We start from the raw sequence: 26,714 nt of genomic DNA on the forward strand, positions 1-26,714 counted from the left end.
TCTATTACGCCTTATGAAGCACCGCTCGGACCTGTCCGTTGATCCTCAACATCCATTGCATGCGCCACCCCGCAGGTAGGGTTAACGCGTCGCGACGGATGGCGAGTATGGAAACCTCATGACGACGGCTGACTCCCCGAGTTCGGACAGTGCTACCGTCTCTCCAATGGTACCTGACCATAGCGGAAGGTGGAGCACGCAATAGATCCACGAATTGCGGGTTCGCTATGGCAGGTGTGAGAGCTCCAAAGTGTGCCAGTCCAGGTTTAACACGACCGCAGACTGTAAGCTGGTCGCTTGGCCCAGGTCGCGGAAGCTCCGTCGGTTTAAAGGTGCCTAACTGCCCGGAGTTAGGCTCCCGCTGTCCCGGCGGGAGCAGGTGCGATGTAAGGTCTACCTTAATCACCTGCCGCCTTCGCTCCAGATAGCACTGGACATCCAAGAAAACGAGATCGTCGCTTGAGGGTAGGAACCTTGTTTCGTTGCCTGACTCCATTGCGTCGATCAGCCCTGCGACGAGCCGCCTTCCGTCCGGTGGCTCGACCAACGACTCCGGGTTGTAAATGCGCAGAGCAGCTTCAATCTTGGCGAGCTGCTCAATCGACGCTGGCGCGAAGAGTGCAACATTGAGTGCAAACCGAACTCTTGCTGCCCATCGGTCCGGGACGACGCCTGCCCACTCTCCATGCCTTCTAGCAGCCAGGCTGTCGAGTTGTTGCACATCGGATAAGGCGTATGGTCCGCACGAGTCCTGAAGGATCGACGCAGCTCGCTGTAGAGCCGCATCGTTCAAGATGCCCAAGCGCGTAAGCTCCCTCCAAGATGCAGTTAGGCTGGGAGGCACGTGGTCTGCATGCAGGCGGCTCTTCGCCGGGTCTTCTGGGCTTGGATGCGCGATTGGCTTGGCGCGTAGAACTTTGACCGCATCTGCCGCTGAAGCAACGCCCTTATTGCTCGCGCGGTCGGCTATTCGCAGGAGCGTCGCAAACCGTCCTGCATGTGTGCATGCCCGCACCACTTCGTTGACATCGACGAAGCGCACGACACGTTCCCAAAGGCTTGCTGGAGTCTCGCGGGACAAGATGTCCAGCGCCCCTGCAGCAACGTCAGCGCGGCTGCCACTATCCATCGAAAACGCCAGCCGGGCCAGCCTCGCCATCAAAGCATCGTCAGAGCGCAGCAACCAGAGCACCATTGCTGCAGCTGTATCGCGCCGCTCCCAGCTCGGGTGATCAAGTGCCCAAAGCAAGAGCTCAAGGAGGGCATCGGATGCACTGACGGGCTTTGTTGCTCCGATGTATGAGAAGGCTTCGGACGGAGCGCTCCCCACCATCTCGCGAACATGCTCAGTCGCGACCGACAGTAGCTGGGTCCGCTGACTTGCATCTAGCTTGGGGCCAATCAAATTGATGAGGTGATACGCGGCTGTCCAGCGCTGCACGTGCTGCTCATTGAGAGCCAGTGGGCCGTACAGTCGCGCTAGCTCATCAGCCGACTGCACGTTCTCCCGGATGATCGTGTCAGCTAGGCTGCTGCCCGAGTGGCCCTTCTCCCATATCGACCACCCGCCGCCTTGTAATGCCCTGAGAGCGAAGACAGCTCGCTCAACGGCAGCTGATGTGTTTCGGCGCTTGATGTGTTTCCTCGCTTCCTCCAGCGCTAGGTCAGCATCCCTGACGGAAGTTCTGCTTCCAAAGGTGCCAGGCATGAACAGCCGGTCCTCGCCGCCGTCCTCCTCATCAGTCTCGGCAGCTTCTGCGGCATTTGGGACGTCGGGATTCGGCGGGCCGCCTGCAACCACTTCACTGCGAACACCGAATCTCGCAGTTAACTGGTCAAACTGATTCGGGCTGAAAGACTCTCGAAACTGCTGAAGCATCTCCGAGAACGCCTCGCAAAGGAAGGCCGGCAGCGCCCCCGTCAAGCTATGCATGAGCATCCAAGCGCGCTCGGCATTCATCGTGTGCGCGATTCTGCCAATTCGCTTGACTGCCCAAGCCAGGTCCGCCGCGCTGTGTGATATTTCCTGGATGATGGTCGCGTAGGCTGGCCCCCAATCTCTCAGGTACCGCTCGTCTCCGTGCTGGTAGACCTCTAGGAGCGCCCAGCGCACTCTCCAGTCCGCGTGGATTCCAGCGTGTTCAAGGAGCTGCATCAATGCCGCTTGTTCCTCCAGCGCGCCGCCTGGGTAACGCATGCCAACGAGAGGAGCTACGCGGTCAAGACCACCGTCCGATGCTTGTTCGCACATCTCCTTGATGCTGCCATGAGCCTGATGCTGAAAGTAGCGAACGGCGTCTGCATACATGCCACGTCGACTCAGTTCCCCGATGAACGTCCCCTTGTCTGAGCGGACGTATCGCTGAAACGTCATCTCTCCGCTGGCGTGTTCCAGGTACGCGGCAATCTGGGCTAAAGCCGCGGGGGCAATCTCAGCGTCTGCTGGGAGTGCTTCAAGCACTCTCGACATTACGGCGAATTGGTCCTCCTTGTACCAACTCGGGCCCATCGAAGCGGCGAGGACGGAGTGATAGGTACGGAGAGCTTCCTCTGCGGACTCCATCCGAGCGAACAGTGGGACCATCGAGAGCAGTTCAGGTACGAGCTCGTGCCTGTTCTGCACGTTGTCTCTGACGTAGTCCCGCCAACGCAGCAAGAGCGCGAACGCTTTATCGGCGGTATCGCCTGAAATGCCTGCATTGACGAGCGTTCCGATCACCGCTGCCAAGGCGCGACGAAAGCCTTCATTGTACAGGCCGAGTTGTCCGTCAAATGACTCCTGAATAACCTCGAGAAGCTCGGCAGCCTCGTCGGGAAGACAGTCCAGATAGAGGTCTGCAAGGTGGCCGTATAGGAGCGGCAGAATGTTCTCAGGGATGAAGTAGGCCCCGGCCCAAAGCATGCGCGACGCGAGTTCGAGCCTGAAGAATGGGAGAACCTCATCGTTGAGGTACTTCTTTGCAGAGGCGAGGGCGGCCGGGTCACTGGTTGCGCGCGCATGGCGAACTTTTGCGTCTGCCCATGCAACGGCTTGAGCCAGGGTCTCTAGCCATTCCTCCCAGTTGCCGTGCTCCAGCGCCTCGGGCATGGGTCTGGTCTGGTTACGGCCCAGAAAATTGGCGGCTCGAAGACGCGCGTAGGCCTCCACGAACGCCTTCTCGTCGGCGAGAGAGCGATTCTCTGTAAACAGAGGAAGGGTAGCGGCATCCCACACCACTCCGTTGGAGTAGGCCTCAACGAGGCCGGCGTCGGCTCCTGCTTCGATCAGCAAGTCAACGACGCCAAATGCCTTCTCGTCAACGGTTAGCGAGTCGTCAATCTTGCTGCCAATGTCCGCGAGCAGCATCTCCACCTTGTCCCTCGGAAGGCGGGTGCCGTAGTTGCGAGCGTGGATGCGAGCATAGGCAAGCACCGAGATTAGCGAGAGCGCTTGATCCTTGTTGGGCGTATCTGTAGGGATAGGAAGCTGAGAGAGCGGCTTGTAGGAATGAGCCACGCAGAGGATGTTTCCGAGCATGTTGCCGATAACGTCGCTCAGCAGCTTCTGCCCGTGCTCCTGCGAGATATTGTTTTGGGGTGCTTTGACGAGCCGAATGACGTATTTCAGGAAGTCGAATGTGGACGGATCGGCTCCTGCATAGCTAGCCAAGCCATAGCCTTGGAGCTTGACTGCCGCTGCATTGAGATATTCGCCAACCTTTACGCCGTCGCGTGTAAGGATCGGTAGAAGCAGGCTGTCGACCTTTTGAAGGATCTCGAGGGCTTCGTTCTGATGCCCCGCCTCGATGAGGCTTCTTGCTATGGCGAAGGCGTCGCTCGGGTCTACGATGAGGTGCCCATAGCGAAGGATGTGCCGCATAGCCTGTTCTGTCTTGCCAAGCGCGATCAGGGCCTCAGCGGCAAGGCCAGCAGACTGAGCAAAGAGCGTGTCGTAACGGAATTTAAGCCGTTGCGAGAGAAGCAGGAGGCGAAAGATGTCAGTCGCGGTGCCTAGACGAGTGGCAGCCTCAAGCGAATCCTCGATGTCCCCCAGGAGAACGTCAGGCTCAGCCCCGAGAAGTACGGATTGGTCGACCCATTGCTGCTGGCACTCACCTATCGCTGCCAGCTGCTTTTGAGCGTCGGCACGGAGGCCATGGAACACACGGTTGAGCGTCCCGTAGTCGCCGCTACCAGGCTGAAGGCAGAACTCAGCAAGTCGCCCTTGAACCCATTCGCTCTGCGTCGATGTCTTGTGAACCACGAAGTCAGAGAACGACGAGTGATAGACCTCGGTCGTGTCCGGTGCCGACAGCAAGTGGCGGATGCGAGTGATGGTCGGAACGAACGCTGCAGACTCTGACGGGGTCAGCATGGCCATCAGGTCGGTCGTTGGGATCCCCCAGCGAAGGCGCGTGACGATGCTAAGCAGGTTGATCGCATCCGTTTCCGCAAGGAGCTGTGCCCAGATGCTCTCGTAGTAGTCTTCAATAGATCCACTAAACGGCGGCAGTGACTCGAGGTCGCCCTCGCTGGCGCCACCGTTAACGAGGTCGACAAGGTAGCGCAGGTACAGCGGATGGCCCTTTGCGCGCTCGCAAAGAGCAGAGACCAGTGTAGAAGTAACCTTCTCTGCATCAAGGGACGACGCGCAAAGCCGGTACTGAATGTCCTCGTCCAAGGTCGGCAGCGTCAAGCGCTCAGCCCCATAGAGGAGAGGGCTGAGCTTGCCGGCGATGGCGTCCAGACCTGCTCCCACTACCACAACTTGTACTCCTGGCGGAATGCTTGGAGGCAAGAGTCCGACGAAGCGCTGCAAGGCGTCACCGCCGACGGCAGCAGCCTCGTTGATCCCGTCGATGAACAACACTCCTACTTTGCCGTCACTCGAGCAACGTTGCGCCAAGGCCTGAAAGGCCTGATGCGTCGTCTGAATGAGCTGTGCATATGTGAGCTGCATCAGCCGAGCTGGCTTGCCGGTAGCCCGCGTCGATAGCAACGAGGTCAACCAGTCGACGAAGACTTCCGGTTGCACCTGGAGAGCCGGAGTAGAGCCGCGACTGCACTCGGAAAAGGCATAGACACCCAGGACTTCTACATTGGCCGATTCCGGCTTGAAGCCTCGGCAATATGTCGACTTGCCGATGCCGTGAGCACCATCAAGGAACAGGTATCCTCCGCCGGCCTTGACCACTGTCGACTCAAACAACTCATCAAACGCGGGCCGCGATGCGAACGGTGAGGCGTCGCCTTGAGACGCTTCGCCCTCCGGAAGAAGCCCGTTTGCGGCCAGGAACTCCCGAAGCGCCTCCGTGCTCACGGCGCCGAGGGCGTTGTCGACGCTGACGCGCAGCATCCCCTGGCAGCCGTCTGTAGTCATGAGCGCAGCGCCGGACATCCCGCGGTAGTCAGTCAACACCGTCTCCGGGCTAACCGAGAGGTCGAGATCTACACCGTTGGCCAGCTCGTTCAGGGCCTGCTGCACCGCTCCCTGCAGGACCTGGCCAATCTGCAGCTTGGAGACCGGATAGCCAAAGGAGAGCCATCGCTCGCCTGGCCGCGGAGCGCCGACGTTGAGTGCTACTGGCGCGAAGGCGGAGGGCTCTTGAAGCCTCAATATGCAAACGTCAAGGTCGGTATCAAACGCATCCAAGACCGCCTGCTGCTTCGACGCGGACTGCCCGACTCCAAAGCTGACCTCAAGGCTGACTCCTTGATCGGCTGCCTCGCCGAGACAGTGATAGGCCGTCAGGACATGGTCAGCAGATATCAGCCATCCTGTACCGGCTTCGCCAGCACCTAGAACCTGGCACGTCGCGAGCTTCACTTCCTCTTCAGTCATTGTTCTTCTCCCTAGACGTGGATCCAGCCGTCTTGAACGACGTCCACGTTGAACTTCGCCCCGGACCTTGACACGTGCGCCCTGAGGCGAGTGGATGCGGGGGTCTCGTAGTTGAAGTAGATCTTTCGCTCGAAGGTCGCGGGCCTGTCGACGATCTCGGCCAACACTTCATAGTCTGGGTGATGGTGGATTGATCCGTTGGTTGAAACCAAGAAAATGGGAGCGTCAATGAGCGACAGAAGATCCACGCTCGTGTTGTGGATGCTGCCGTGATGAGACACCTTGATGGCATCGAACAGCTGCGGACGGCCATCTCCATGGAGCCTCTTGAGCTCAACGACAACGTCCTCGGCCCAAGCATCGCCCAGAAACAGTAGCCTCTTGCCTTCACTCTCGATGAGGGTGGCAATCGAACTGCCATTGGTAGGGGAGATGTCGGGCACGTACACCTCATTGAGCCTCTTGGTGCTCCCAGCTGAAATGGTCTTGACCATCGCCGGTGCCGGCTGCCGGGTGTATGCGCAAACCATTTCGTAGGCGTCCTCAACCACAGGGTCGACCGCTGCTCCACCTTTGTAGGAGAGCCTGCGCATCTCCAGGATCCACCAAGTGCGCAATTCCTCCAGTCGGGCCACTGTTGGGCCTATCAAGCGGACCTGAACGCCATTCGGCAAGGTGTACGGGGGGCGCCCGCTCGTCATGTTCGTGGTGCCATCGCTCGCGTTCCATAGGTAGCCGTATTGCTTGAGGCGCTTCGCCAAGGAGCTTCCCTGCTTTGCGCTGATGGGATTTGCAGTCGGCCCAGATGCCGGTGGCAGAAGAAATCCTCGCCTCCGGATCGCCTCGAGTACCTGGCAGTCGGACGCGCTGTCTGGCGGGCCTGGTGGGGACGGAAGCGATCGAAGGCTGTTGTGCCAGACCTCTTTGACCTCAACAATGCTTCGCGCTCCTGGAGCGCCGTTCGAGGAGATGAACTCGAGAAGCCCTCCAATGTGGTCTCCATCAATATGGGTGCAGACGAGCAGATCCAGTTGGCCGCCCGCACGTGCCAACTGCCTCAAATCGGGTGCGATGTGGTCGTTGAAGGTGCTCGCAAAGCCCGCGTCGATGAGGACGTGGGAGCCTGAAGCATCGACAAGAAAGGCATCGCCGTTTCTAGCCGGGTACATTTTCAGTCTGAGCATGCACGCTATTCGCTATCTCCTGAACCCAGCCTTCTTCGCATTGGAAGCCTACCGTACGCGACCTTGCGAAATCTGCGTTCGACAAATCAGTCCGTGGCAAATAAAAGTCGGCCCGCGCTTGGCGGGTCAACTCGGATTCTTAGAAGGGATATTTTTCTTTGAGATCAGAATAGTTTGCAGCGATCCAGTTTATTACTTTGGAACGTCCTTGGATGTCGGAAGGCAGCTTTTCGTGGATCATCCATTCACAGATTTGACGCGTGCGGATGCTCAAATCGGCCTGATCTTTGCCTTTGAGAGAATTGAGCAACGTCAAGACTTCGTAGCCCTCTTTACGACTGAACCTATCTGCGTCCTCTTTGGTCTTCTTGGGATCGTCCCCAGTCACGGTGGTCCAGCTGTAGTCTTCGTAGTTGAGATCGCTTTTTTTGATTTCCGGCACTTTTCTCATCCTCCAGGTGAAGTCGAATATCGGTCAGGGGGGATCACGATACATATTTCAAGGGCTACTAAAAAAAATAATATGCCTTTCGTGGGACTTGCCGGATTCTCAACTGAGCACGCAAGGTAAGAGGGGAACCCGGTCATCAATATTCTCCTGGGATGCTGCGTCACGTCAGCAGTTTAACGGGACTCGCTGGATTTTCTTGACTCGACTCGAAGGTGTCCTGTTTTAAGCGACAGTGATGGTTTGGACGCCTGCCGTCGCCAGAAGGCCATACAGCGGTGCGATGTTGACTCGTGCACCACGCTGTGGCGTATAGGTAAAGATCACCCGTTGCTTCGCGCGTGTGAACGCCACGAAGAAACCTGCCGTCGCGTCGACGGTGTCCTGTACAAAGCTCCACCATGCCGAGTCGTCGAGGCCGATGAAGATCACGGTGTGGTACTCCAGCCCCTTGCTCTTGTGCAGCGTCATGAGCGGTAGGGCTTTTGTTCCTTCGTAGGCATCGAGTGTCGCAGCCCAGTCAGTTGCCTGGACGGCGCTCGACTGCAGATGCAAGGCCAGACTATTCTCGACTTCCGCGAGCCACCCCCCTTGTCCATAGGGCGTATGGGCCGCGATGAGGGCATCACGGCCCAGGAAAGCCTCCACCTCCTGGATGACAGCGCGGGCCATCGCCTCAGTCTCCGGCGGTTGGGGATGCTGCTGGATAAACCGACGCGCAAAGGCGTCTAGATCCTGAGCAAGGACGCGACGTGCACGGTCGTCGGTAGGCGCGATGCCCCGCAAGTTTGCTAATGCGTGCTGGGCTTCGATCCAGGTCAATCCGCCTCGAGGGGCGCAGGCCAAGCGAAGGATTAACAGCACTAGTTCCGACAGGGGTTCGGTGAGCAGCTCTTGCAGCATCTGGGCGCCAACATAGGCGGCTTCGTTGCGCAGGGGGATACCCGCGGTCGCAAAGGCGGGGGCTAGGACCCGGGCATAGTCTTCCGCCTTCTGCCGTACCAACAGCACGAAGTCGTTGGGCTGTAATTGATGCTCGCGCATCTGCGACGCGACGTACCGGGCAAGAGCCTGGGCTTCAGTGTTCACGCTGGAGAAGTCCCAGATGGCACAGCAAGCATCGGAAATACTGGCGGCGGCTTTTGACTGTGGGTGCGCGGCAGACGTGTCGAGCGCTTGCGCCAGTACGTGTTGGATGCGCACGAGCTCGGGCGAGGAGCGGTAGTTGCTGAGCAGAGGGATGCGTTGCGCGCCGAAAGTCTGTTCGAATGCGCCGAAAGGATCGTCCATCGCTAGTGCGAAGCGCATGATCTGCTGCTTGTTGTCACCCACAGCTGTCAGGATCGTTGGCATGCCCAGGAAGATTGTTTGGACTAGGTCGAACTGGGCCTCAGTCGTGTCCTGGAACTCATCCATGAACACATGAGAGTAGGTCAGCGCCAAGGCGTTACGTACGGACGCATTAACGCGGACCAGCAGTTCCGCCAGTCGGCTGAGCATGGGGAAGGTGAGGTGGCTGCGCGTGGCGCCTCGAAGCTGTTCGTCCCAGAACCGCTGTCCAGCCCAGAGGCCTGCATTTCCCGACGTCCAGCCGGCCTCTGGTAAGCGCTCAGCGAGCACATGACGGCGCTCGAAGTAATTGACCGAGAGTCCTTGCACGGCCGCTTGCCCGAAGGGGTTGTCCAGAGCAAGGGACGCACGCTGCAGGAAGTCGGCCCAATGCGCCCGCTTGGGGAACAAAATGCCATAGTCAGCCGTAGGCCGCCAACGGTTTGGCAGTGCCTGTCCGAACCGATCCACGAGGCTCTTGGCGAACGCATCGAAGGTCAGCGAGTCGAAGCGGCTCGCATGGTCGGGGTGGCAACGCTGACGCACACGGCGCGCGAGGTTTCGTGCGGCATCGCGCTTGAAGCTGATGGCTAGAATACGCTGCGGAGCAGGGGACGCGCCTGTTTGTAGGAGGAACGCAGCGCGTTGCGCGAGCAGTTCAGTCTTGCCGGCGCCGGGTCCGGCAAGCACCGAGCGGTGCTCGGCCGACCGAACGACGGTCAATGCATTCGGCTCCAGGCTGTGCACGCCGACCGGCTGCCAGTCGCCGGGGGGAACGCGTCTTGGCGGCAACGACATTGTCACAACCTTGATACCTGAGCAGAGATATGCAGCAGCACACGCTGGAGAGGCGCAGGCATGCCGGCTTTTAATGCGGGCAAGTCAATGTGCGTGAGTGCGCGCAGGTGTGTGGCAGGCTTGCTGTGCGTGAGGAAGTGGTAGCGGTATGCAGCCATGTGGTCACGGAACATCTGCGCGTTGCCGGTGTAACTGATCAGCCCGGGACCTGCCGTTCCAAGCACTACCTCGGCAGCGCTTTCGTTAGTCATACGCGGCCCAGCTCCGTCGATCGTGGCTGCGTATGCAGCGGGGAAGGCGGCCAGCATCGCCAGGTCAAGGTCAAGTGGCCAAGAGAAGAACACCGAGGAAGAGCGCTCTAGGTAGCTCAACCACCCCTCGAGATTGGCTGCGTCAAATGTCTCCATTTCTGCAAGCCGCTTATCGCTGAGATGCGTCCCATCGGAGAGTTCCAGAATTTTTTCGCGAGGAACGCCAAGTGCGAGCATTTGCTGCAAGGCATTCTTGAGTCGGCCATAGCCACCACCGTCGCGACCCAGATCTAGGTCGAGCAGGGTCGCGTAAGGAATGCCCAGGCCATGGAGCAGCCGCCAGAAATGATTAACGTGGCGGCCTCCGAGAGGCACGATCGCAACGAACGACGGGTCGACGAGCAGGTTGAGCGCCTCCGCCAGCCGCGGCAGCACGATACGCTCTGAATCGCCCTCAACCAACAGCACAAAACGCGCAAAGTACAGTTCGGGGAATGCAAGGAAGGCGTTGCGCACGAACTTGATGGCCTCGACGTCGCTGGTCGGCATCGGGATGGGCAGCACCGTTGACACGCCAGTCGCTTGGTTGCGCCGGCAGTAGCGCACGTCGTCGGGCGGGACGCGCCCCAGCACCGAGGGGGAATGGCTGGACACGATGGCCTGGCCGGCGCCTGTCTCGACGAGCGTGCGGATCTGCTGCAGGATACGCGAGAGGTAGTAGGGCGCCAGGTGGTTCTCGGGCTCCTCGACCGCGAACAAGGTGAGGGCTGGTACGTTGAGTTCCTCGGTCCTGAATCCCTGGATGCGGCCCGCCACTGCAGCCCGCTCCACGTCGAAGACCGCGGCTGCCAGCGCGAAGTAGAAGAGTGACTGCTGGCCGTCGCTCAGCGCGTCGAGTCCACGGTCTTCTCCGGCCGGTCCGCGCTTGAACATCACGCCGATGCGTGCGACGACTTCCTCGAACCGCCGGCTCATCAGGCTCAGTTCGGGGTTGCAGTCGATGTCACCGTCGTGCAATTTCTCCCACCGCTTGGATAGCGACTCGCTGATGGCCTGAATGGCGTTCTCGCTTCCAAAGGCATTCAGCAACTGCTCTGTAGCCGCGTGGACGGTCGCCTGAGTGCCCGCCGACCATTCGATGGCCCTGAGCAGGCGAGCTGCCAACGCCCCCGTCGTGGCTCGGATCTGAGTGCCAGCGTCGCGGCTGGCCGGTGTGTAGAAGAGCTGGATCAGACCGCGATCTCCCGGGGCTACCGGGGAGGCTTGATCGTCACGTACGACGTCATCAGCTGTGTTAATCCAGTTCAGGTCCTGACTGACGGCGCCTTCCGCAGTGCCATCGTCGTCCCAGCGTGCGCGAAGCCGCAGGCGGCATAGAGGCGTGCCGCCGGGGCGCTCGATGCGGACATGGCGAAACACCGGTGCGACCGTGGCAGCGGTCGCGCTGCCGTCCACCAGTTCCGGCAGGCTCAGGCGTACATCGATTGTCAGCGTCCGCGATTTGAGGCGTTCGGTCTCGGTCGGTGTGACATGAAAATCGGAGGGGACGATCGTGCGCTGAGCGCGCGTCACCCCGAAAAGTCGCATCAGAGCCTGCAGCACCGCTGTCTTACCTGATGCATTCGGCCCCACGATCGCGGTGAGTCCCTGGCTGAAGGGGATGGCTGTCGGGTTAGGGCCGAAGCAGCGGAAACCGGCTATCGTGACGCTTTCAATATGCATGAAACGGTGCTCTTCCTGGCTGTTTGCAATTTATCAGATACGTATTGTGGCAAATTCACGCTGTATATTGGTGCATTTTTTTGTTATGGCATCAAGTCGTGGCGGTGCTGAGAGGCTTGCGGGTAGCTAGCAAGCCCCCTCTTTCGTAGGGATTAAGGCTTGCCGGGCAGATGCCGATTCAGAACCAAATCCTCGGTGCAGTTATACGCGCCTGAGCCTCCATTCTTTTACTCGACAGTGCCTATAGGGACCCCCAGTGTATCTAGCTCAAGCGGTTGCGTGAAGGCGCCTTCTCAGTTGCTCGCTGAGCCCCACTCCGACGCCATTCCCGTCCCTACCGGTGACGAGGAGCATTCGACAGTCGTCGCCAGAGCCGCCCCGTTAGCAAGCATTTCTGGTGCTTTTCTAGCGAAATTACGCGGGCTTGTCACGATACCCTTGTTTGCCAGCAATTCAATGACACTTAATCCCAAGCCGACGGAAAGCCAGACATCTCACTTCGAAAGGATCCTGCGAGGGATGAGCTTCATCAAGGATTTGCTAGAGATCATACTGAAGGTCTCGCCGCTCGCATTAGTAGCGCCTGCGATGACTGTTTGGCTCTATCTTCGAAAGCTTGGTTGGTCGGAACTCTTCGGTGAGTCAGTTGGGTCACTGCCGGGCCTGCTGGCACTGCTCGTCGGGTCGATATTAATCTTGATTGTATTCCTCCTCCAGGTTGTCCTGCCCTCAATCTTTTTCGGGGCAGCGGCGGAGGTGCTGGACGATGAGAGACCAAATCCTCGTCTTGCGTCGGCCCGGGCGCAACAGCTTCATTTCGTGCCCGTGCTGATGTGGCAACTTTGTTTCAGTGTCTCCGTAGCATATTTTCCGGACGCGATCACGTCCCCGTTACAGCTCGCCACTGCCGTTTCGGCGGTAACCGCAGCGGCAATGGCCGCCAAATTCCGTGAGGACCTTCTACCCGCGTCGACGAAGCAGCGTATTACCGTAATGCGACAGGGAGGGAACACGGCGTACTATTTGGGCTACTGTGCTCTGCTCATGGGCGTCGGTATTGCCTTTCCCATCGTAATCTCTGTTGCTTCGGCTGCTTCGCTGCTATCGCTGTGGTGGTTGACAAAAGATCTGAATATCACCTCTCCTGCGGCCTTTGTGGTTCTATGCTGCGGGGCAGGAGCCATTAGCGTGGTTCCTGGCTTGGCCTACCTCGGCGCCAAGGTTGAGAGACATCCTCCCCGTAAGCTTTGGTTGCTGACTGCATTGGCTGGCGGCGGTGTTCTGTATGCAGCGATCGCAACAGCCATGTTCTTTGCGCCAATTTCCAGGCAATCCTTTGAACTTGCCGGCGTCAGCGATACGCAGCCACACGTTTATCTACTGCAGAATGAGTCGATCCTGCCATCTATAAGAGCAGTTGGGATTCCTACATCATCCACAAAAGAGTTCTTTCCCGATGGGAAGGAGGCCGTATTTGTTGGCGCCTATCTTCAGTTCAACTTTGGTGGCGTAAAGTTGCTGTGTCGGTCGCCGTACGACGCTGTCGATCCTGCTGTCTCTATAACAGCTGACGCGCAACGGGATCTCGGCTCGCGCTCGAACCTGGGCGGCGGATGTTTGCCCGTGAGGCCTGACGATGTGCGCGTTGTCCGGCCACATCGATAGTCTGCTCTTCGTCTACGGTGAGATCGCTATGTCCGTGAGATGCTCGTGGGCTTAGCTATATCCTGACCTGTGAGGAAGAGCACTGCGTCCGGGTGTCGTGCTATAGCATGAGCCCAGACCACGGATTGAAGGCATGGAACACATCGTAAACTGAAGACTAAGGGGAACTCAGCCAAGCACATCGGGAGCAGAGTCGTCGGTTTGCATAATTTTGTTCCCGCCCGTCGCCCGCCAGCTCGCCGTTTCCGAGGTGCCAGGAACAATTTTATGCAAAGAAATTTTGCAGAACATTGTTCCTCCGGCCGACGTTTTGCGTAATTTTGTTCGTTTCCCGGGAGATCGGTCAGTCGCTGCCCAGCCCGCTGCAGCCAGGGCACGCAGGCGGAGGCTGCAAGACGGCCGCCGCGCGCCAAGCCACCTTCCGCGGCGCTCCCGTCTGGCCCAGAGGGCCAGGAACAAAATTCTGCAACATTCGGGAACAAGATTCTGCAAACGGACGGCCGCGGCCTTCAGCTTTCCCTCAGGCCGCAATGACGTATTGCCAAAGCGCCATTGCGCCAACGTTCACGGCGACAGTGCCCCAGAACGAAACTTGGAACTCCCGTTTCCGGTTCTTGTGTCGAAGCAGGTGCTGGGCCGCAAGCGCGCCCGGCCAACCGCCGCAGAGCGCCAGTAGGTGCAGGGTGGTCTCAGGCGTGCGCCACGTGTTTCGGCTGGCCCGCGTCTTGTCGTCTGCGTAAGCGGAGAACGTAATGATGCTGGCCAGGAGGCTGACAATGCCGGCCTGTCGAGGGAAATAACCAACCAGGGCGCCGCCGACGATGAACCCCAAGGCCGCCAGACCTGCGAGCACCGGCAAAGGGCTCGCGTCTGACCGCGACTTCGGTGCACCGACGATTGCAACGTTCAGGGCTTGAATCCGGCCGTCCTTCCCTTTGCCAAGCTCGAAGCTCACGCGGTCACCAGGTGTCGGCGTCACGGCGCGTGTTTGTAGCGCTGTGACGTGAAAGAAGACATCCTTCATGTCCGCGTAGACGTCGATAAAGCCAAAGCCCTTGTCTGCATGCCACGTCTTGACCTGACCTGCTTTTTTCATGGTTTTCGTCTGGTGTTGCGCGAAGGATCCAGTTTAAGGGATGCCGTCAAGCGAAACTATGGCCGAATCCGTGAGGTCACCAAGGTATATGCCGGCTGTCTCTCGGCTCTGCCACCCGTAGTCGGTGGGGTGTTGGCTTGCTGCAACCCGTCTTGCATATCAGATCGGGTAGATTTGCCGACGGCGGGATTCCGCGCCAATGAGATGAAGAACAACAACAGGTAGAGAAATGGGTCGCCGAAGGAAGGAGCCGTCGCTTAGCGAAATATTGATGGATGCGCCATGGTGGGTATCCGCAGCACTGGCCCTGGGTGCTTTCATTGTGTTTCGCGGGGTCGTGCCAGGGATATTCGCGTCGAGCCCATTGTTGACGGGCATTGCCGTGCTAAGCCAGTCATTAGCCTGGGTTCCCGCCGCCATGTTCGGCTTCCTGGGTGTGCTGTCATACATCCGTGCGCGGGGTAGGGCGGGGGCCAGGCAGCAAGAAATCCCGATGAGGGCTCGGCGCTCCCGCACGAGCCGGCCGTCGTCGGCCCCCGTGTCACCCCGGTATTCCGATGAATCCGCCGAGTCGAAGGAGGCCGTTAGCCCGCTGGCGAGGACAGCATCCGTACCTGAGAAGCCAGAGATCAATAGCTGGACGCTGGATGCCCTCAAGTTGTTAGAGTGGAAGCGATTTGAGCTGCTTTGTGTTGGGTACTACGAGGCGATGGGGTTCGTGGTCAAGACTGTGCCCCATGGTCCCGATGGCGGCATCGATGCAACCTTGTACAAGGCAGGCCTGGATGTTCCCGTGGCCGTGGTCCAATGCAAAGCATGGAGTAAGCCGGTGAAGGTGGAGCAGGTCCGCGCACTTGCCGGTGTCATGCACGAACACAAGGTGCGTAGGGGCGTTTTCTGGTCGTTGTCTGGCTATGTAGGGCGACCGGTAAAGGAGTCGGCAGAGCGAGCGGGCATTCAATTACTTGATGGTGCGGGCATCCTGGAACGGATCTGCGCGCTCGATCAGTACAAGCAAGCGACGTTGCTGAAGCAGGCGTTTCGCGGCGACTACCGGACGCCTACATGCGCGGCCTGCGGAATCAAGATGGTTGAGCGGCAAGGGTCAGCCGGCGCATTCTGGGGTTGCCAAAACTATCCCGGTTGCAAGGTCAGACTGTCCCGCAACGTCTAGTCTAGGAACCGGCTCGATCAATCATCGCCGCCGCGCTCTCAGTCAACAAGGTCACTCCCGGGGAAGGCTGGCTTTCCGGCAGGCTCGAGCGCCTATTTTCTGCCTTGCTACTGACACGGGTGCTTTTAGGTTGCGAAATATGTCTCATGAACGGTCTGCGGCATCGCCAGAGCCAGGTCTTCATCACTGGAGAGGCGCAGCCCGGCACGCCGGCAAGGACTTCCGTCTCAATCCGGTCGGCTCTTCCCGCCCCTCAAGCGACCGTCGTCGCTCTACAAAGCAGCCGGTCAGGCGGCGGCCGTTGCACGGCGGCGTTTTATGAGGCGATGACCGATTCGAGTCGCAAGTCGCTCGCCGTGATCGGCGCGTCGGCAGGCTGGAGTCTCAGATGCCCCGACCTCGGCGCGCGGCTTAAGCCAGCTGCGGGCGCATTCACTCCATAGCATGAAGCCAGGAAACTGTAGCGCCAACATGCGTCGCCGGAACCCATCTGCCTATCGCACGCTTGACAGAACCGGAGAATCCGACCGTATCTGCGACCGAAGGCACTATCTGCTGGATCCCATCTGATATTGGAATAGCACGTTCGAGTAATTTTGAGCTTTCTTTATCGCCCTCGACCACCACTAGCTTGTCCTCACGTTGCACGCGACGAAAGTGGGCATTGTTCAGGTGCGATGAGATGGCTGGTGGCCACGGAAGCTCCGGGCTCATTGCATGAACGGCATGGACTACGAAGTAGCCGATTACACAGCAAGTACCGGTTGTGATGCCATCCCCCTGGAAGCCCGCATAGAAAACAAGATAGTCGCCACGATTCAGGGTTAATAGCTGGGAGCGCTTTGGATGACTAGGCTCCCCATAGCTGTAGGTGACGAACTCCGGGTCGTAGTGAGCCGGCGCATCCAGGCCAATGACTTGCGCGAGGGTGCTGCCCCGTCGCGACGGAATGTCGCCGTATCTAAGGGCATTGTGTACTGGCGCTCCTTCAGGAATAGGCACGTATTCAAAGCTGCGATCGGCTTCAATAGGAGATAGCCGACCGCCGCATCCACGGTCGATTCCTACGCGCAGGAAGAGAATTTTGGTTTCTGACATTTTGCTGAGAAAACCTGTGTAGCGCAATGAGACTGTTTCGTATCGATTTTTCCTTTACCCAGCGCTGGCGAGGGGGGCGCGTCATGCGCAAGATGCAGGATAGCCTTCAGTTCCGCATACATATCTTCGAACACACTGTCAGATATGATGACGCGTCGATTTGTTTTCAGCATATGCCCATAAAGCAGCGGGTAGTCCGACTGAAGCAATGGCCCGTGCTCGTTGAGCAGAATGAAACGCTCAAAGGCCCATATCGCGTGCCCTTTGGGACTGACGCCGCACGCTTTCCTGCTTATCCCAACCCAATTCACTTTCTTCGCTATTCCTTCGTCGCCAGGCCACGGGCTTACTCCTCCAATACCGATTACGTGGTTGAAGCTCCAGTCCCGTACCGATCCCATGCAGTCATTGCATCCAAAGAGGCCGCTTTCGTTGGGGTCACCCGTATGGGTTCTTTTGTAGATGAGAATTCTTGGTCTGCTCTCCGGCATTGCTCTGTCTCGATGGGAGGGGCGCAGCGGTCATCGCGGAAATCGCTGCAATCGTGGAAAACGGGCAATGGACAGATTGTCGCTAATCTGGACGTGCCAGTCCAACGACCGGTTGAATCCGCGGCCGGCTACCGCCGTTGCGCTACCTCCAGACTCGCAAACAAGAGGAGCAGCTGCCCGCGTGGTCAGGATGCTCGTGACGCCGGTGTTACCAGGGCGCGGCAATAAGGTTCGATAACGTTGCCTTATCGGCGAGTAGGCGCCACGAGGAATACAGAACCGGGGGAAGGAACAGCTGTCGTAGATGCTGCTTACTGCACTTTACACCAAGAATTTGATAACTATTATCAAGGGCGGTACACTTCATGACACCGGCGTACGCCCTGCGCCGGCCCCGTCTGAAGAGGAGCAAATATGATCAGTGCCGACCTTGGACAGCAACTTGAGCGCTACGTGACTGAACTTGTCGCCTCGGGCCGCTATGGCTCTAAGAGCGAAGTACTGCGCGAAGGCGTACGTCTGATTCAGGACCGTGAAGCGCAACTGATGGCGCTGGACGCGGCGCTCGCGCAAAGCCTGGCCGAGGCGGACGCGGGCCGCGGCACCGACGCAGCCACCGTGTTCGACCGCCTCGAGGCCAAGTATCGCGCCGCGGCAGGCAGAACACCCGGGCACGGCGCATGATCGTCGTTCGCCTGACGCCGCTGGCCGAGGCCGAACTCGAAGCCATCGCCGACTACATTGCCCGCGACAACCCGCGCCGCGCGCTTTCCTTCGTGCGGGAGTTGCGCGACCGGTGCCTGTCGCTCGCAGACATGCCGCTTGCCTTCCCGCTGGTACCTCGCTGTGAGGACCGAGGCGTCCGGCACCGTGTACACGGCAACTACCAGATCTTCTACCGCGTGGTGGGCGATCCGCCTGCGCGAATCGACGTGCTGCACGTGCTTCACAGCGCCCGCAACTATGCCGCGCTGCTGTTCAACTGAGGCCTCCCGGCCAGAGTACGGCGGTAGACATTCGGGGCCGCGTCGCTTCGGCAGCCCGACGACTTAGGTATCAAAGTGGAGGGCGGTGCGCCATGATCGATTCTGCCTCGATCACGAAGCGCCCCGCGTGAACGCAGCCAAATTTGAACATGACGCCCGTACTGAGTAATTTTGCCAGTAGCAGGGGGGTTATGTGGAATGGGGAGGGTGAGACGTCGGTCGGCGCCACCGGCACCTCAGTCGGCCGTCGAAGCGCAGGCGCTCGAAACGGCAGCAAAGTCGAAATGCGCGGCGGCATAGATGGCATTGCAAGCCCAGACTTCTTCGCCATCCTTGTAGAAGATGACCCATTTGCCGTCGCTGACGCAGTGGGCGCCAGGAAACACTTCGTCATGGCCATTCGGTCCGTCCAGCGGAAAGGACGCGTGGGGTGTGGCCCAGTAGCGGCCCTTCGGTAGGGGCTCGATCGTCTTTGGCATGCTCATCAGGCCCAGTGAGGTGTTACACAAGACACCATCGCCCAGTGAAGGCGAAACGGGGGATGGTGTCACCCTGCAACAGCGAAGACCGTCCTTCGTGTAGGCTTCACCATCCAATCACCTGTTGCTACCCGTTGCGATGTCGATGGCACGATACCTCTTGTTTGTGGCCCGCGCCCTCGGCGTAGGCGCCCTGATCATGATCGTCGCCATCGTCTCCCGGCAAGTATATTTGCGCAGCGCTGCGGAGGCTGCTGACGCCGGCGCAGACGAGGAGTCTGCGGAGGCTGCCGACGCCGGCGCAGACGAGGAGCCTGCGACAATGATGTTGATACGCTGCGAGACGATGCACGAACGTCTGCAGAACCGGCACAGCTCGGCTGCGAAGGCTGACGAGCGGCCACGCGCTCGTTGCAGGGAGTCCTGACTTCGGAGAACTTCCGATTAGTCGACCAGGAGCTAGGCCGCACGCCTGGTAGGCGACAGCGGCGAATGAGCCGCGCACAATCAATACTTTCATGATCATGAAAGTATTGATTGTGACGATGGGCCCCGCGGACGGCTATGCTCGTCATCGCTAGCCGACCCACAGCGGATCGTGGTTCAAGCGCAAGAAAATCGGCCACGTTCGGGGGAGCCGCCACTCGAACGTTCCGCATAAAGCCGTGGGCCAACGTCAGTATATGGCCGATCTGCCAGGCAATCTGTCTGTCACGGCGGTGCCTGAATTCCCAGAGGACCACCCTTTACCGCCAGACATTGCGGCATGTCTATCCGGCGCTACGACTCCAGAATCTCCAGCCCACTTTCGGCACACCATTGCCTCAGCGCTCTTTCGGCCGAGTCGGCTTCAAACGAATACCAGAGCTCGAGAATGCCTTTGCGCTCCAGCAAGTCCTTGAGGCGCGCGTAAGCGCCTTGTCGCCGGAAGAATTCTTCCACCTGGTCGCGACACTCAGGCAACTCCTGTGCAACAAATTGGAGGGCGAGACTTCGTCCAAGACCGAGTTCGTTCTTATGCGGTATCGCAAGGTAGCGGTCCGAGGTTTCAAGGTCGTCAGGAACCTCCTCGTCGAAGGTGTCGTTGTAATCAGAAGTCCAATAGACTTTGCCCGTATCGAGTGAGACATACGCGTTGTGCTCCATCGGCGCCGCGCAGCTAACGAAGTCGAATGCCATGGATAGATCGTCGTGTTTGACTGCGACCATGTCTGTACTCCCATGGGTTGCGAGGTGAACGGCCCAGCAATATTCGGTGACAGCCGGACATCTGTCTTCGTCAAGGGCCGATGCATGATGATGGTACCGCAGCGCTCATCGCGGCCCGAAGGCCGAGCTCCATGGTCATCCACCGACCGCTGAAAGCGCATCGCCCCGCACGTACTCTTGCCAGGACAATTTCTCGGAATATCACGACGGCTTCCATGCGAGATGGAATCGAAGTTTAGCGGGACGTCCCCTTCACCGGTCGAGTACTGACGCGCTTCCTTGTTGCAGCCTCGTTCTGCGTTGCAGGCGGGGTCGCCACGTTTGCTTTACCGGCAACAACGTTGCCAGATGCTGATTTGCGTGGCCCTGCGGATGCCTTGACTGATGACTTCTTGGTTACCGACTTATTATCCTCCGCAGTCTTCGCATTCGCAGGTGGCTTACGGGTTGTCGAGACGGCCGACTTGGTCGCCTTCTTCGCTGTCACCTTACCTGCCGGTGGCTTGTTAAGTCTGACAGCAGGCTTCGGCGGTGGGTTAGCGTCGGCCATCTCGATGCCAAACACGTCGGCCACCAGGGCGTCGTCGAGCACCTTGCTGGTGGCGGGTCGTTTTGTCGATTTGGGCAGGCCAGCGCCGGCCTGCCTGACGAGATCATTGGCATCGACGCGGCGCAGGGCGAAGAGCAATTCCGGCTGTTGGTCGAGCCGCGCGCCGATGCCGTAAAGTACGGCAGCAACGTGCTTGCACATTGACGCCCAGTCCGGACAACTGCAACTGAACCTGATGTCTTCCGGCATCGGGAAAAGACCGCTGCGAGGTTTGCAGATGCGCTCCATCACGGCTGTCGAGAGCTTGCCCTGCAAGAGTTCCACGATCGAATCGATCGATTCCGCGCAATCGGCGCCGATCGCTCGCCATTGCTTTGCGGGACATGCCGTCACGGTCACAGCGACCGTGTACAGACTCGAACCCATTACCTGCGCGCGGACTTCGCCTGCCGTAATCTGAAGGTCGATCACGGAACCGTTGCGCACATAGGTACGGCCGCGCGGCAGGCGGTTGGCATAGTCGCTGTAGCTTTCCAGATTGTCGCACCAGGCCTTGCCCCAGAAGGTCTTGGCGATGGCACCGCGGTATGAGGCGATTGGCGACAGCACCGAACCAGCCTTCTTCGCCTTCTCGGCGGCTCGTTCAGCCTTCTTTCTGCGCTCGGCGACTGAGACATAGGGCTTCCATCCCCCGTAACCGTAACCCATTCCGGTTCCTCTTGACGATCAGTTTTCTTGCGCGGCATGAACGTCGAGCTTCACGAGATCGAGCAATTCACGATTGCTCATCTCGGTAAGCAGGAGTTCTGCGCCGCCTTCCAACACATCCTTCACCAATTGCTGCTTCGCTTCGATCAACTGGTCGATACGGTCCTCGACCGTGCCACGGCAGATAAACTTATGCACCAGGACGTTCCTCCGCTGGCCGATACGAAATGCACGATCAGTCGCCTGGTTTTCCACCGCCGGGTTCCACCAGCGGTCGTAGTGGATCACATGCGACGCGGCGGTGAGATTCAGACCTGCCCCACCGGCCTTGAGCGAGAGCACGAAGAAGGGGGTCAGCTCATCTTCCTGGAATCGCTTGACCAGTTCGCGGCGCTTGGCGACCGGGGTGCCGCCATGAAGCACCAGACCTTCGCGGCCAAAGATCGAACCTAGAAAAGCCGCCAGCGGCTCAGTGGTCTCGCGGAACTGGGTGAATACCAGCACCTTTTCCTGTTTGGCGGCAATGACTTCGGCCAGTTGGCGCAGGCGGGCGAACTTGCCACTGTCTTCCGCCTTCCAGGCGGCGTCGCCCAACCACTGCGACGGATGATTGCATATCTGTTTGAAGCGCATCAGGTAGCTCAGCACGACACCCTTGCGACCGATGCCGTCGGCATCTTCAAGCGCGGCAGCCAGATCCTTCACCGCACGCTGATACAGTGCCGCCTGGCTCGGGCTCAGGTGGCACCAGGCCTTGAGCTCGGTCTTGTCCGGAAGGTCGTCGATTATCCGCTTGTCGGTCTTCAGGCGGCGCAGGATGTAGGGCCGTACGAGCGTTCGCAGCGGACCGAAGTGCTCGGCCTTCGCCAGCCGCCTGGTAAAGTCGGCAAAGACTTTGTCTGAGCCCAGCAATCCGGGGTGGGTGAAATCGAAGATGGACCACAGATCGGACAGGCGGTTTTCCACGGGAGTGCCGGTCAGCGCGATGCGCGATTGTGCCTGGAGCTGCTTGACCTGTCGCGTTTGCTTGGCGCCCGGATTTTTTATCGCCTGTGCTTCGTCGACAATGGCAACGCGCCATTGGAAGGCTCCCAGTACCGGCTGGCGAAGAAGCGCGCCAAAGCTGGTGATGACGAGATCGATGTCCGCAAGTCGCGCCGGGTCCAGCGCACGCAATTCGGCCGTCGGCATGGCCGACGGATGGGCGATCAGTAGGCGCAAGCCGGGGGCAAAGCGCTCAGCCTCTGCCGCCCAGTTGGCCAGCAGCGATGCAGGGGCGACCAGCAGACTGGGCCGCGCCTCGGCACTTTCTCGCTTCAGCACGAGCAGAAGCGAGAGTACCTGCATGGTCTTGCCCAGGCCCATATCATCCGCCAGGCAAGCGCCCAAACCGAGCCGGGTGAGCAGGTACAACCACCGCACGCCGGCCTGTTGGTAGGGCCGCAGGGTGGCCTTCAGTTCCGGTCCCGGGCTGATCTGCGCCAACCCCTCTGGCTGACGCAACTCCTGCAGGGTGTCAGCCAGCCAGGGCCCTGCAACAAGCTGCGACCAGTCGCGGTCAGCGGGGTCGGCACTATCGTCGAGCGAAACCCCCGCCAGAAGGCGTAGAGCCTCATTAAGCGGCAGACCGCTTCGCGCCGCCTTTTCCATGGCCTCGAATCGCTTCATGAGACGACTGAGCTTTTTCTTGTCCACCTCGACCCAGCGACCACGGATGAGCTGCAAGCCGTCGGCGCCTTTGAGCAGATTCCTGACCTCGGTGGCGCTGAGACACTCGCCATCGAGCGAAACCTCCATGCTAAAGTCCAGCAACGCGTCTTTGCCCAAGAGCGAGGGTGGCCGTGCTCCGACACTGGCTTTCACAACGGGACGAGCAGGGCGGCCCGCCTGCCAGACGCCTGGCATGCGTACGACAATCCCGGCAGCTTCGAGTTTGGACAGGTCCGAGAGAAGGCGATGGGCATCGAGCGGCGTCCAGCGCAGCGGATGGTATATCTCGCCGGTATCCACCATTTCGCGAAGCCAGTCGCAGTGTTCCGCGGCGCGCTGCACCGGCAGCAGTAATGACAGGAGCTGCGCCTTGCTCCTGACTCCCGAGAATTCCGCCAGGGCCTGCGACAGTGGCTGATGTTGCGCTTTACCATGGGCCGACAGACGCGACGTGTAAGTCGCAAGGAAGGCGAACGGTGACTCCGGGTCCTTGCGGTTCTCAGCAAGGTTGAAATGCACGCGGCCGACGAGATTCCAGGCCGGGTGACGCAGCTTGAGGAAATCCTGAAGCGAGACGTTTGCGGTCGCCAGTTCCTGGTGCAAGGCAGTATCGATCTCGCCCCACAACGTGCCCAGCACGGCTGGCGTCAGATACTCGCCGCCCGTCATCGGCGGTGCATCGTCAATCATGGCATCGAAATCCTTGGCAGCAGGCGTTGCGACCGCGATCTCGCCGCCTTCGGGCGTGGCGCACAAGGCAGTGACATAGCGCGCCGCAAAATCACGCCACCAGGCCCATGCAGGGGGCAAAATGCGGCCGATTTCGGCCGTTCCCAGGTGCAGCAGGCCATGTCCCGCGCCAAGCGCAAAAGAACTCTCAAGCCGCTGTCGCGTTTCATCTGCCAAGATTGGCGCGGCGTCCTCCGGCACTGCAAGCAGGTGCCCGCCGGGCGTCAGGTGTGGCACAAGAATGTCGGGCGCAGTCACAGGTGCCCGTTCCAATCGCACTGTTTCAGCAAGCGCTGAAGCTGCATGTTTTCAAGGGAAGCGGCTGCGAAATCCACCAGCAGGCCCTCCGGCCTAGGTTGGACTGGGTAAATCTTCGATTGCCTCTGGACCGACCGAATGATCGGCTCAAGCAACCCTCCAGGGTATGCCTGCCTGCTGCGCTGCACATGTCTTGTGAACTGTCTATTCATCTGCTGTAGGACAACCTGTTTGCTAGTAATCACTCACGCAAATTCGCTCCCGGCTCCGCTACCGAATTTTGCCAAAGGCAAGCACGACTTTCCATGAAAGGGTACCAAAACCTCAGTCACACGAGATGGGATGCCGCCGGCGTCCCCCGCACGGCGAAAATCAGCTGGCGCGCTTGTTACAAACGACAAAATGGCGGAGTGTCCCGAATGGCCTGAATCGCTTCGAAGGCGAGTGACGGGGCGAATGGCAGTTGCCTCGGCAGAGCCGACCGTTCGAGTGTCTGGAGATGGCCGGCTACGCGCGGCGGAGTCTGGCATCTCGGCTGCCCTTGGCCGCGCCGGCCGAGTCCGTTGCAATACAACGAAGAGATAGACCTCTGTTAGGCAGGCACACGTACGGTTATACTCCGCGCTTCACAACTAACGGGTAATCCATAATGGTCGCTGCAACGAAAGCAACGAAGGTCAGTGCAGTCTCGAAGAACAAGTCTGCCGCCAAGAAGGTGGCCGTGCCAACGAAAAAGGCCAGCGTGCTCGCGCGTGAGGCTCAGGCGGCGAAAAAGCGCTTGCTGAAGCTGCGCGCCGACATGAAGAAGGCCATTGAGGCAGCAAAGCGCGAAGTTGCGCAGGCAGTGGAAGCCGCCAGGTCCGCGCTTCGCTTCGAGAAGCAAGCCGCAAAGGACAAGCTGGCGGCGAAGAAGGCAAAGGCTGCGGACGCCAAGAAGGCCGCGGGCAAAGTGGCCGCCACGAAGGCAGCCCCGAAAAAGGCAGTGACCGGTACCAAAGCCTCCGTGAAAGCTGCGCCGAAGAAGGCCGCAGTGAAAGCCGTGACGAAGAAGCGGACTCCCGCAAAGGCAGTGGTGCCGACCGTGGCGACACCCGAAGTTTCGGCGTGATTTTGGCCTCGGCCGGTATGGCACTTCGCCGACCGGTCGATGACCGAAGATGGGCGCACAGCTTGCGCCAAGCCTGCTCGACTGAGTCGTGTATCGAGCCATTAGCTCAGCAAATTAGAGGCAAGTTGTGCGAACATCAGGGTAGAATTTCGCGCGACGTTATAGGGCCGGACGCCGTGTTGGTTGCAGGCAGCGGACTCATAATCCGCCGGAGACATCCCACCGTGGGTTCGAATCCCACCCGGCCCACCAGGTTTGCGTCTGCCATTACTGCTCGATGAGGATGAACTGCGTAGCCGATGCATTTGCCGGCTCGCCTTGGATGGCCGCGCCCGAGTCGCGCCTGGCAGGTGAGCCTAGCATCGCGATCTTTGACGATCGCACCCGACTGGTGTGCTATGACAGCTCCGCTGGTCGAGCCCGGAGGTACAAGCGGCAATCGCACAACTTGAGGCTCCAATTCTGGATTGCTCAGGGCGTCTCGCTGACAACCGATCTGGCGAATTCCATGATCGCGCACGGCTACCGTGCTATCGGCATCGGTATGGCTGGTCTCTACGCCAACGTGGGCTGGCGTAGGTCATCGACGACATCGATCGACTGAAGTTCGCCGGTCGAAGGTAGGCTGGAGTGGAAGGGCGCCTACGCCTCGCCTACCTGAAATGCGCTGATTGGGCGAGACGCCAGCGTCTTACATGTCGTCTCGTGTCATATCGCAAATCCAAGGGAAGACTTCAGTATGCCAGACAGGTCCACGGAACAAGTCATAGTGAGTACAACCGGCAATCGTGACCAGTCGCCTGTCGTGCGCGGATAGGCCTCGGCACAGGTCATGCGCGGCGTGGGTCTGCCCGCGGCCGGATATGTCGTCGAGCTCGCCTTCGATGGTAAGCAAGGCGGTGGAACGGATGTCCTGGGGACGCACCAACTGACCTCGCACTCGCCAGGTGCCAAAGGCGATCTGAAACTCCTGAAACACGGTCCGAACCGTGTCGAGATAAAACTCGGCGGCCATGTCGAGCACCGCGCTGTAGTCCAGCAATGCTTGCCAGTGAACATTGGCTCGCTCGGCATCGCCACGAGCAAGGTTTGCCCAGTACCCTTCACATAGGCCCCATAGCGGTGATGACTGCGCAGCGGCGAGACCGGAAAGTTGCACAAAACTCGGACAGACCTGACGTCCAGCACCTGCATAGGGATGCGGCACTGGGTAAACCAGATTGCGTCGGAACCACTGGATAGAGCGGCTCGAGGCGAGGCGCCCAATTGCAGTGGGGCTGCGACGCGCGTCAATCGGACCGCCGATGAGAGTCAGGCTGGTTGGCGTCGCCTCATCGCGGCTTGCCAACAGCGCGATGGCGCCATTGCTCCAGTCAGTGACATAGACAATGTGCTCTTGCAGTAGCGATTGCACCACGTCGCGAAGCATGACGGCGTGATGCCCGGCAAGCGGCGCACAGACGAGTACCGCGGGAATCCCTTGCTGCCCGTTATCATGCCCAACCGCTGGGGCAGCTTCAAAGCGCAGCAGGCGGCAAAAAGGGCTTTCCGATACGAGTTGCTCGACCACGGGAACAACACGGCCGTCACGAAGGATAGCGGTAACGCCAAACGTCGGTTCCTCGCTGGCCGTGCTCAAGCGATACAGGTTTTCCCAGCAGGCGGCCAAGTTCCCGGCCCCCGGAAGATATGCAAGTGGACTAGAGGGCTGACCAAGGCTCGGGCAGATTCATCCGCCCACGCCTTCATCAGGGTCCGCTGATATTCAAAAATCTGATAGAGCATGCGGACCCCAAACCAACGAATGCGTCAGGAGAAAGAGCGCCATCACTCCGAAATTGCGGACGTTGACGCGCTACCGCAAAGCGCATTGTCAAGGTGCGTGGCACTCACGGCGGTC

Annotated in this window: 18 protein-coding genes and 1 tRNA gene; 7 read left to right on the forward strand and 12 right to left on the reverse strand. The window is 59.6% G+C overall.

Annotated features, from left to right (window positions below; translation table 11 throughout):
- Positions 1 to 4 precede the first annotated feature (4 nt).
- The 5 genes from avs1b to I6H87_RS32995 form a co-directional block, all read right to left on the reverse strand.
- Positions 5 to 5,821: an AVAST type 1 anti-phage system protease Avs1b gene (gene avs1b / locus I6H87_RS32975; RefSeq protein WP_011154079.1), complete on the reverse strand. Its 5,817-nt coding sequence runs from the start codon at positions 5,819 to 5,821 to the stop codon at positions 5 to 7.
- An 11-nt stretch (positions 5,822 to 5,832) separates the two neighbouring features.
- A complete protein-coding gene (gene avs1a, locus I6H87_RS32980; RefSeq protein ID WP_041688675.1) occupies positions 5,833 to 7,005 on the reverse strand; it encodes an AVAST type 1 anti-phage system MBL fold metallo-hydrolase Avs1a in 1,173 nt (390 codons plus the stop codon).
- 139 nt (positions 7,006 to 7,144) lie between these two features.
- A complete protein-coding gene (locus I6H87_RS32985) occupies positions 7,145 to 7,447 on the reverse strand; it encodes a hypothetical protein (RefSeq protein WP_041688677.1) in 303 nt (100 codons plus the stop codon).
- A gap of 231 nt (positions 7,448 to 7,678) precedes the next feature.
- Positions 7,679 to 9,580, reverse strand: a complete 1,902-nt coding sequence (locus I6H87_RS32990) for a UvrD-helicase domain-containing protein (RefSeq protein WP_011154082.1) — start codon at positions 9,578 to 9,580, stop codon at positions 7,679 to 7,681.
- Positions 9,581 to 9,582: 2 nt separating this feature from the next.
- On the reverse strand, positions 9,583 to 11,553 hold the full coding sequence (locus I6H87_RS32995) for an ATP-dependent nuclease (RefSeq protein WP_011154083.1): 1,971 nt from the start codon (positions 11,551 to 11,553) through the stop codon (positions 9,583 to 9,585).
- Between the two features lie 519 nt (positions 11,554 to 12,072).
- Between I6H87_RS32995 and I6H87_RS33000 the strand changes: the two genes are divergently transcribed.
- Entirely contained in the window at positions 12,073 to 13,218 is a 1,146-nt protein-coding gene (locus I6H87_RS33000) for a hypothetical protein (RefSeq protein ID WP_136227935.1), read from the forward strand.
- Between the two features lie 520 nt (positions 13,219 to 13,738).
- Here the strand turns inward: I6H87_RS33000 and I6H87_RS33005 are convergent.
- A complete protein-coding gene (locus tag I6H87_RS33005; protein WP_011154084.1) occupies positions 13,739 to 14,314 on the reverse strand; it encodes a DUF1294 domain-containing protein in 576 nt (191 codons plus the stop codon).
- 271 nt (positions 14,315 to 14,585) lie between these two features.
- Between I6H87_RS33005 and I6H87_RS33010 the strand changes: the two genes are divergently transcribed.
- A complete protein-coding gene (locus tag I6H87_RS33010; protein WP_328706772.1) occupies positions 14,586 to 15,488 on the forward strand; it encodes a restriction endonuclease in 903 nt (300 codons plus the stop codon).
- A 432-nt stretch (positions 15,489 to 15,920) separates the two neighbouring features.
- Here the strand turns inward: I6H87_RS33010 and I6H87_RS33015 are convergent, their stop codons facing one another.
- Positions 15,921 to 16,613, reverse strand: coding sequence for an Nmad3 family putative nucleotide modification protein (locus I6H87_RS33015; protein WP_136227936.1), 693 nt, complete (start codon positions 16,611 to 16,613; stop codon positions 15,921 to 15,923).
- A gap of 878 nt (positions 16,614 to 17,491) precedes the next feature.
- Here I6H87_RS33015 and I6H87_RS33020 point away from each other — a divergent pair.
- Together I6H87_RS33020 and I6H87_RS33025 are read left to right on the forward strand one after the other, a co-directional pair.
- Complete coding sequence (locus I6H87_RS33020) at positions 17,492 to 17,761, forward strand: type II toxin-antitoxin system ParD family antitoxin (RefSeq protein WP_011154086.1); 270 nt, start codon at positions 17,492 to 17,494, stop codon at positions 17,759 to 17,761.
- Positions 17,758 to 18,063, forward strand: coding sequence for a type II toxin-antitoxin system RelE/ParE family toxin (locus I6H87_RS33025; protein WP_011154087.1), 306 nt, complete (start codon positions 17,758 to 17,760; stop codon positions 18,061 to 18,063). The genes I6H87_RS33020 and I6H87_RS33025 overlap by 4 nt, the downstream gene beginning before the upstream one ends.
- A 236-nt stretch (positions 18,064 to 18,299) precedes the next feature.
- Here I6H87_RS33025 and I6H87_RS33030 read toward each other — a convergent pair whose 3' ends face one another.
- Positions 18,300 to 18,548, reverse strand: coding sequence for a hypothetical protein (locus I6H87_RS33030; protein WP_011154088.1), 249 nt, complete (start codon positions 18,546 to 18,548; stop codon positions 18,300 to 18,302).
- Between the two features lie 193 nt (positions 18,549 to 18,741).
- On the opposite strand from I6H87_RS33030, the gene I6H87_RS33035 reads away from it, so the two are divergent.
- The gene (locus I6H87_RS33035; RefSeq protein WP_328706773.1) at positions 18,742 to 18,969 is read left to right on the forward strand and encodes a hypothetical protein; all 228 of its coding nucleotides are present in this window, start codon (positions 18,742 to 18,744) and stop codon (positions 18,967 to 18,969) included.
- Positions 18,970 to 19,322: 353 nt separating this feature from the next.
- On the opposite strand, the gene I6H87_RS33040 is transcribed toward I6H87_RS33035, so the two are convergent.
- The 3 genes from I6H87_RS33040 to I6H87_RS33050 all read right to left on the reverse strand — a co-directional run bounded on the left by I6H87_RS33040 (position 19,323) and on the right by I6H87_RS33050 (position 23,706).
- Entirely contained in the window at positions 19,323 to 19,751 is a 429-nt protein-coding gene (locus I6H87_RS33040) for a hypothetical protein (protein WP_011154089.1), read from the reverse strand.
- Between the two features lie 235 nt (positions 19,752 to 19,986).
- Entirely contained in the window at positions 19,987 to 21,009 is a 1,023-nt protein-coding gene (locus I6H87_RS33045) for a hypothetical protein (protein ID WP_041688683.1), read from the reverse strand.
- Between the two features lie 18 nt (positions 21,010 to 21,027).
- Entirely contained in the window at positions 21,028 to 23,706 is a 2,679-nt protein-coding gene (locus tag I6H87_RS33050) for a DEAD/DEAH box helicase (RefSeq protein WP_011154091.1), read from the reverse strand.
- Positions 23,707 to 24,355: 649 nt separating this feature from the next.
- Here I6H87_RS33050 and I6H87_RS33055 point away from each other — a divergent pair.
- Together I6H87_RS33055 and I6H87_RS33060 are read left to right on the forward strand one after the other, a co-directional pair.
- Positions 24,356 to 24,814 (forward strand): hypothetical protein, encoded by a 459-nt coding sequence (locus I6H87_RS33055; RefSeq protein WP_011154092.1) that lies wholly within the window; start codon positions 24,356 to 24,358, stop codon positions 24,812 to 24,814.
- Positions 24,815 to 24,978: 164 nt separating this feature from the next.
- Positions 24,979 to 25,066 (forward strand) — tRNA-Ile (locus I6H87_RS33060).
- Positions 25,067 to 25,505: 439 nt separating this feature from the next.
- Here the strand turns inward: I6H87_RS33060 and I6H87_RS33065 are convergent.
- Positions 25,506 to 26,453: a polyhydroxyalkanoate depolymerase gene (locus tag I6H87_RS33065; protein ID WP_231881538.1), complete on the reverse strand. Its 948-nt coding sequence runs from the start codon at positions 26,451 to 26,453 to the stop codon at positions 25,506 to 25,508.
- Between the last annotated feature and the right edge of the window lie 261 nt (positions 26,454 to 26,714).

Origin of the sequence: Cupriavidus necator (assembly GCF_016127575.1) — a bacterium.
Taxonomy (GTDB): domain Bacteria; phylum Pseudomonadota; class Gammaproteobacteria; order Burkholderiales; family Burkholderiaceae; genus Cupriavidus; species Cupriavidus necator_D.

What these genes read in the sequence shown, in the direction of transcription:
- I6H87_RS33040 (WP_011154089.1), bottom strand. Translation starts at nt 19,751, where the DNA reads ATGGTCGCAGTCAAACACGACGATCTATCCATGGCATTCGACTTCGTT.
- I6H87_RS32990 (WP_011154082.1), bottom strand. Translation starts at nt 9,580, where the DNA reads ATGTCGTTGCCGCCAAGACGCGTTCCCCCCGGCGACTGGCAGCCGGTC.
- I6H87_RS33030 (WP_011154088.1), bottom strand. Translation starts at nt 18,548, where the DNA reads ATGAGCATGCCAAAGACGATCGAGCCCCTACCGAAGGGCCGCTACTGG.
- I6H87_RS33035 (WP_328706773.1), top strand. Translation starts at nt 18,742, where the DNA reads ATGATCGTCGCCATCGTCTCCCGGCAAGTATATTTGCGCAGCGCTGCG.
- I6H87_RS32995 (WP_011154083.1), bottom strand. Translation starts at nt 11,553, where the DNA reads ATGCATATTGAAAGCGTCACGATAGCCGGTTTCCGCTGCTTCGGCCCT.
- I6H87_RS33055 (WP_011154092.1), top strand. Translation starts at nt 24,356, where the DNA reads ATGGTCGCTGCAACGAAAGCAACGAAGGTCAGTGCAGTCTCGAAGAAC.
- I6H87_RS33045 (WP_041688683.1), bottom strand. Translation starts at nt 21,009, where the DNA reads ATGGGTTACGGTTACGGGGGATGGAAGCCCTATGTCTCAGTCGCCGAG.
- I6H87_RS33010 (WP_328706772.1), top strand. Translation starts at nt 14,586, where the DNA reads ATGGATGCGCCATGGTGGGTATCCGCAGCACTGGCCCTGGGTGCTTTC.
- avs1a (WP_041688675.1), bottom strand. Translation starts at nt 7,005, where the DNA reads ATGCTCAGACTGAAAATGTACCCGGCTAGAAACGGCGATGCCTTTCTT.
- I6H87_RS33005 (WP_011154084.1), bottom strand. Translation starts at nt 14,314, where the DNA reads ATGAAAAAAGCAGGTCAGGTCAAGACGTGGCATGCAGACAAGGGCTTT.
- I6H87_RS33000 (WP_136227935.1), top strand. Translation starts at nt 12,073, where the DNA reads ATGAGCTTCATCAAGGATTTGCTAGAGATCATACTGAAGGTCTCGCCG.
- I6H87_RS33025 (WP_011154087.1), top strand. Translation starts at nt 17,758, where the DNA reads ATGATCGTCGTTCGCCTGACGCCGCTGGCCGAGGCCGAACTCGAAGCC.
- I6H87_RS33020 (WP_011154086.1), top strand. Translation starts at nt 17,492, where the DNA reads ATGATCAGTGCCGACCTTGGACAGCAACTTGAGCGCTACGTGACTGAA.
- avs1b (WP_011154079.1), bottom strand. Translation starts at nt 5,821, where the DNA reads ATGACTGAAGAGGAAGTGAAGCTCGCGACGTGCCAGGTTCTAGGTGCT.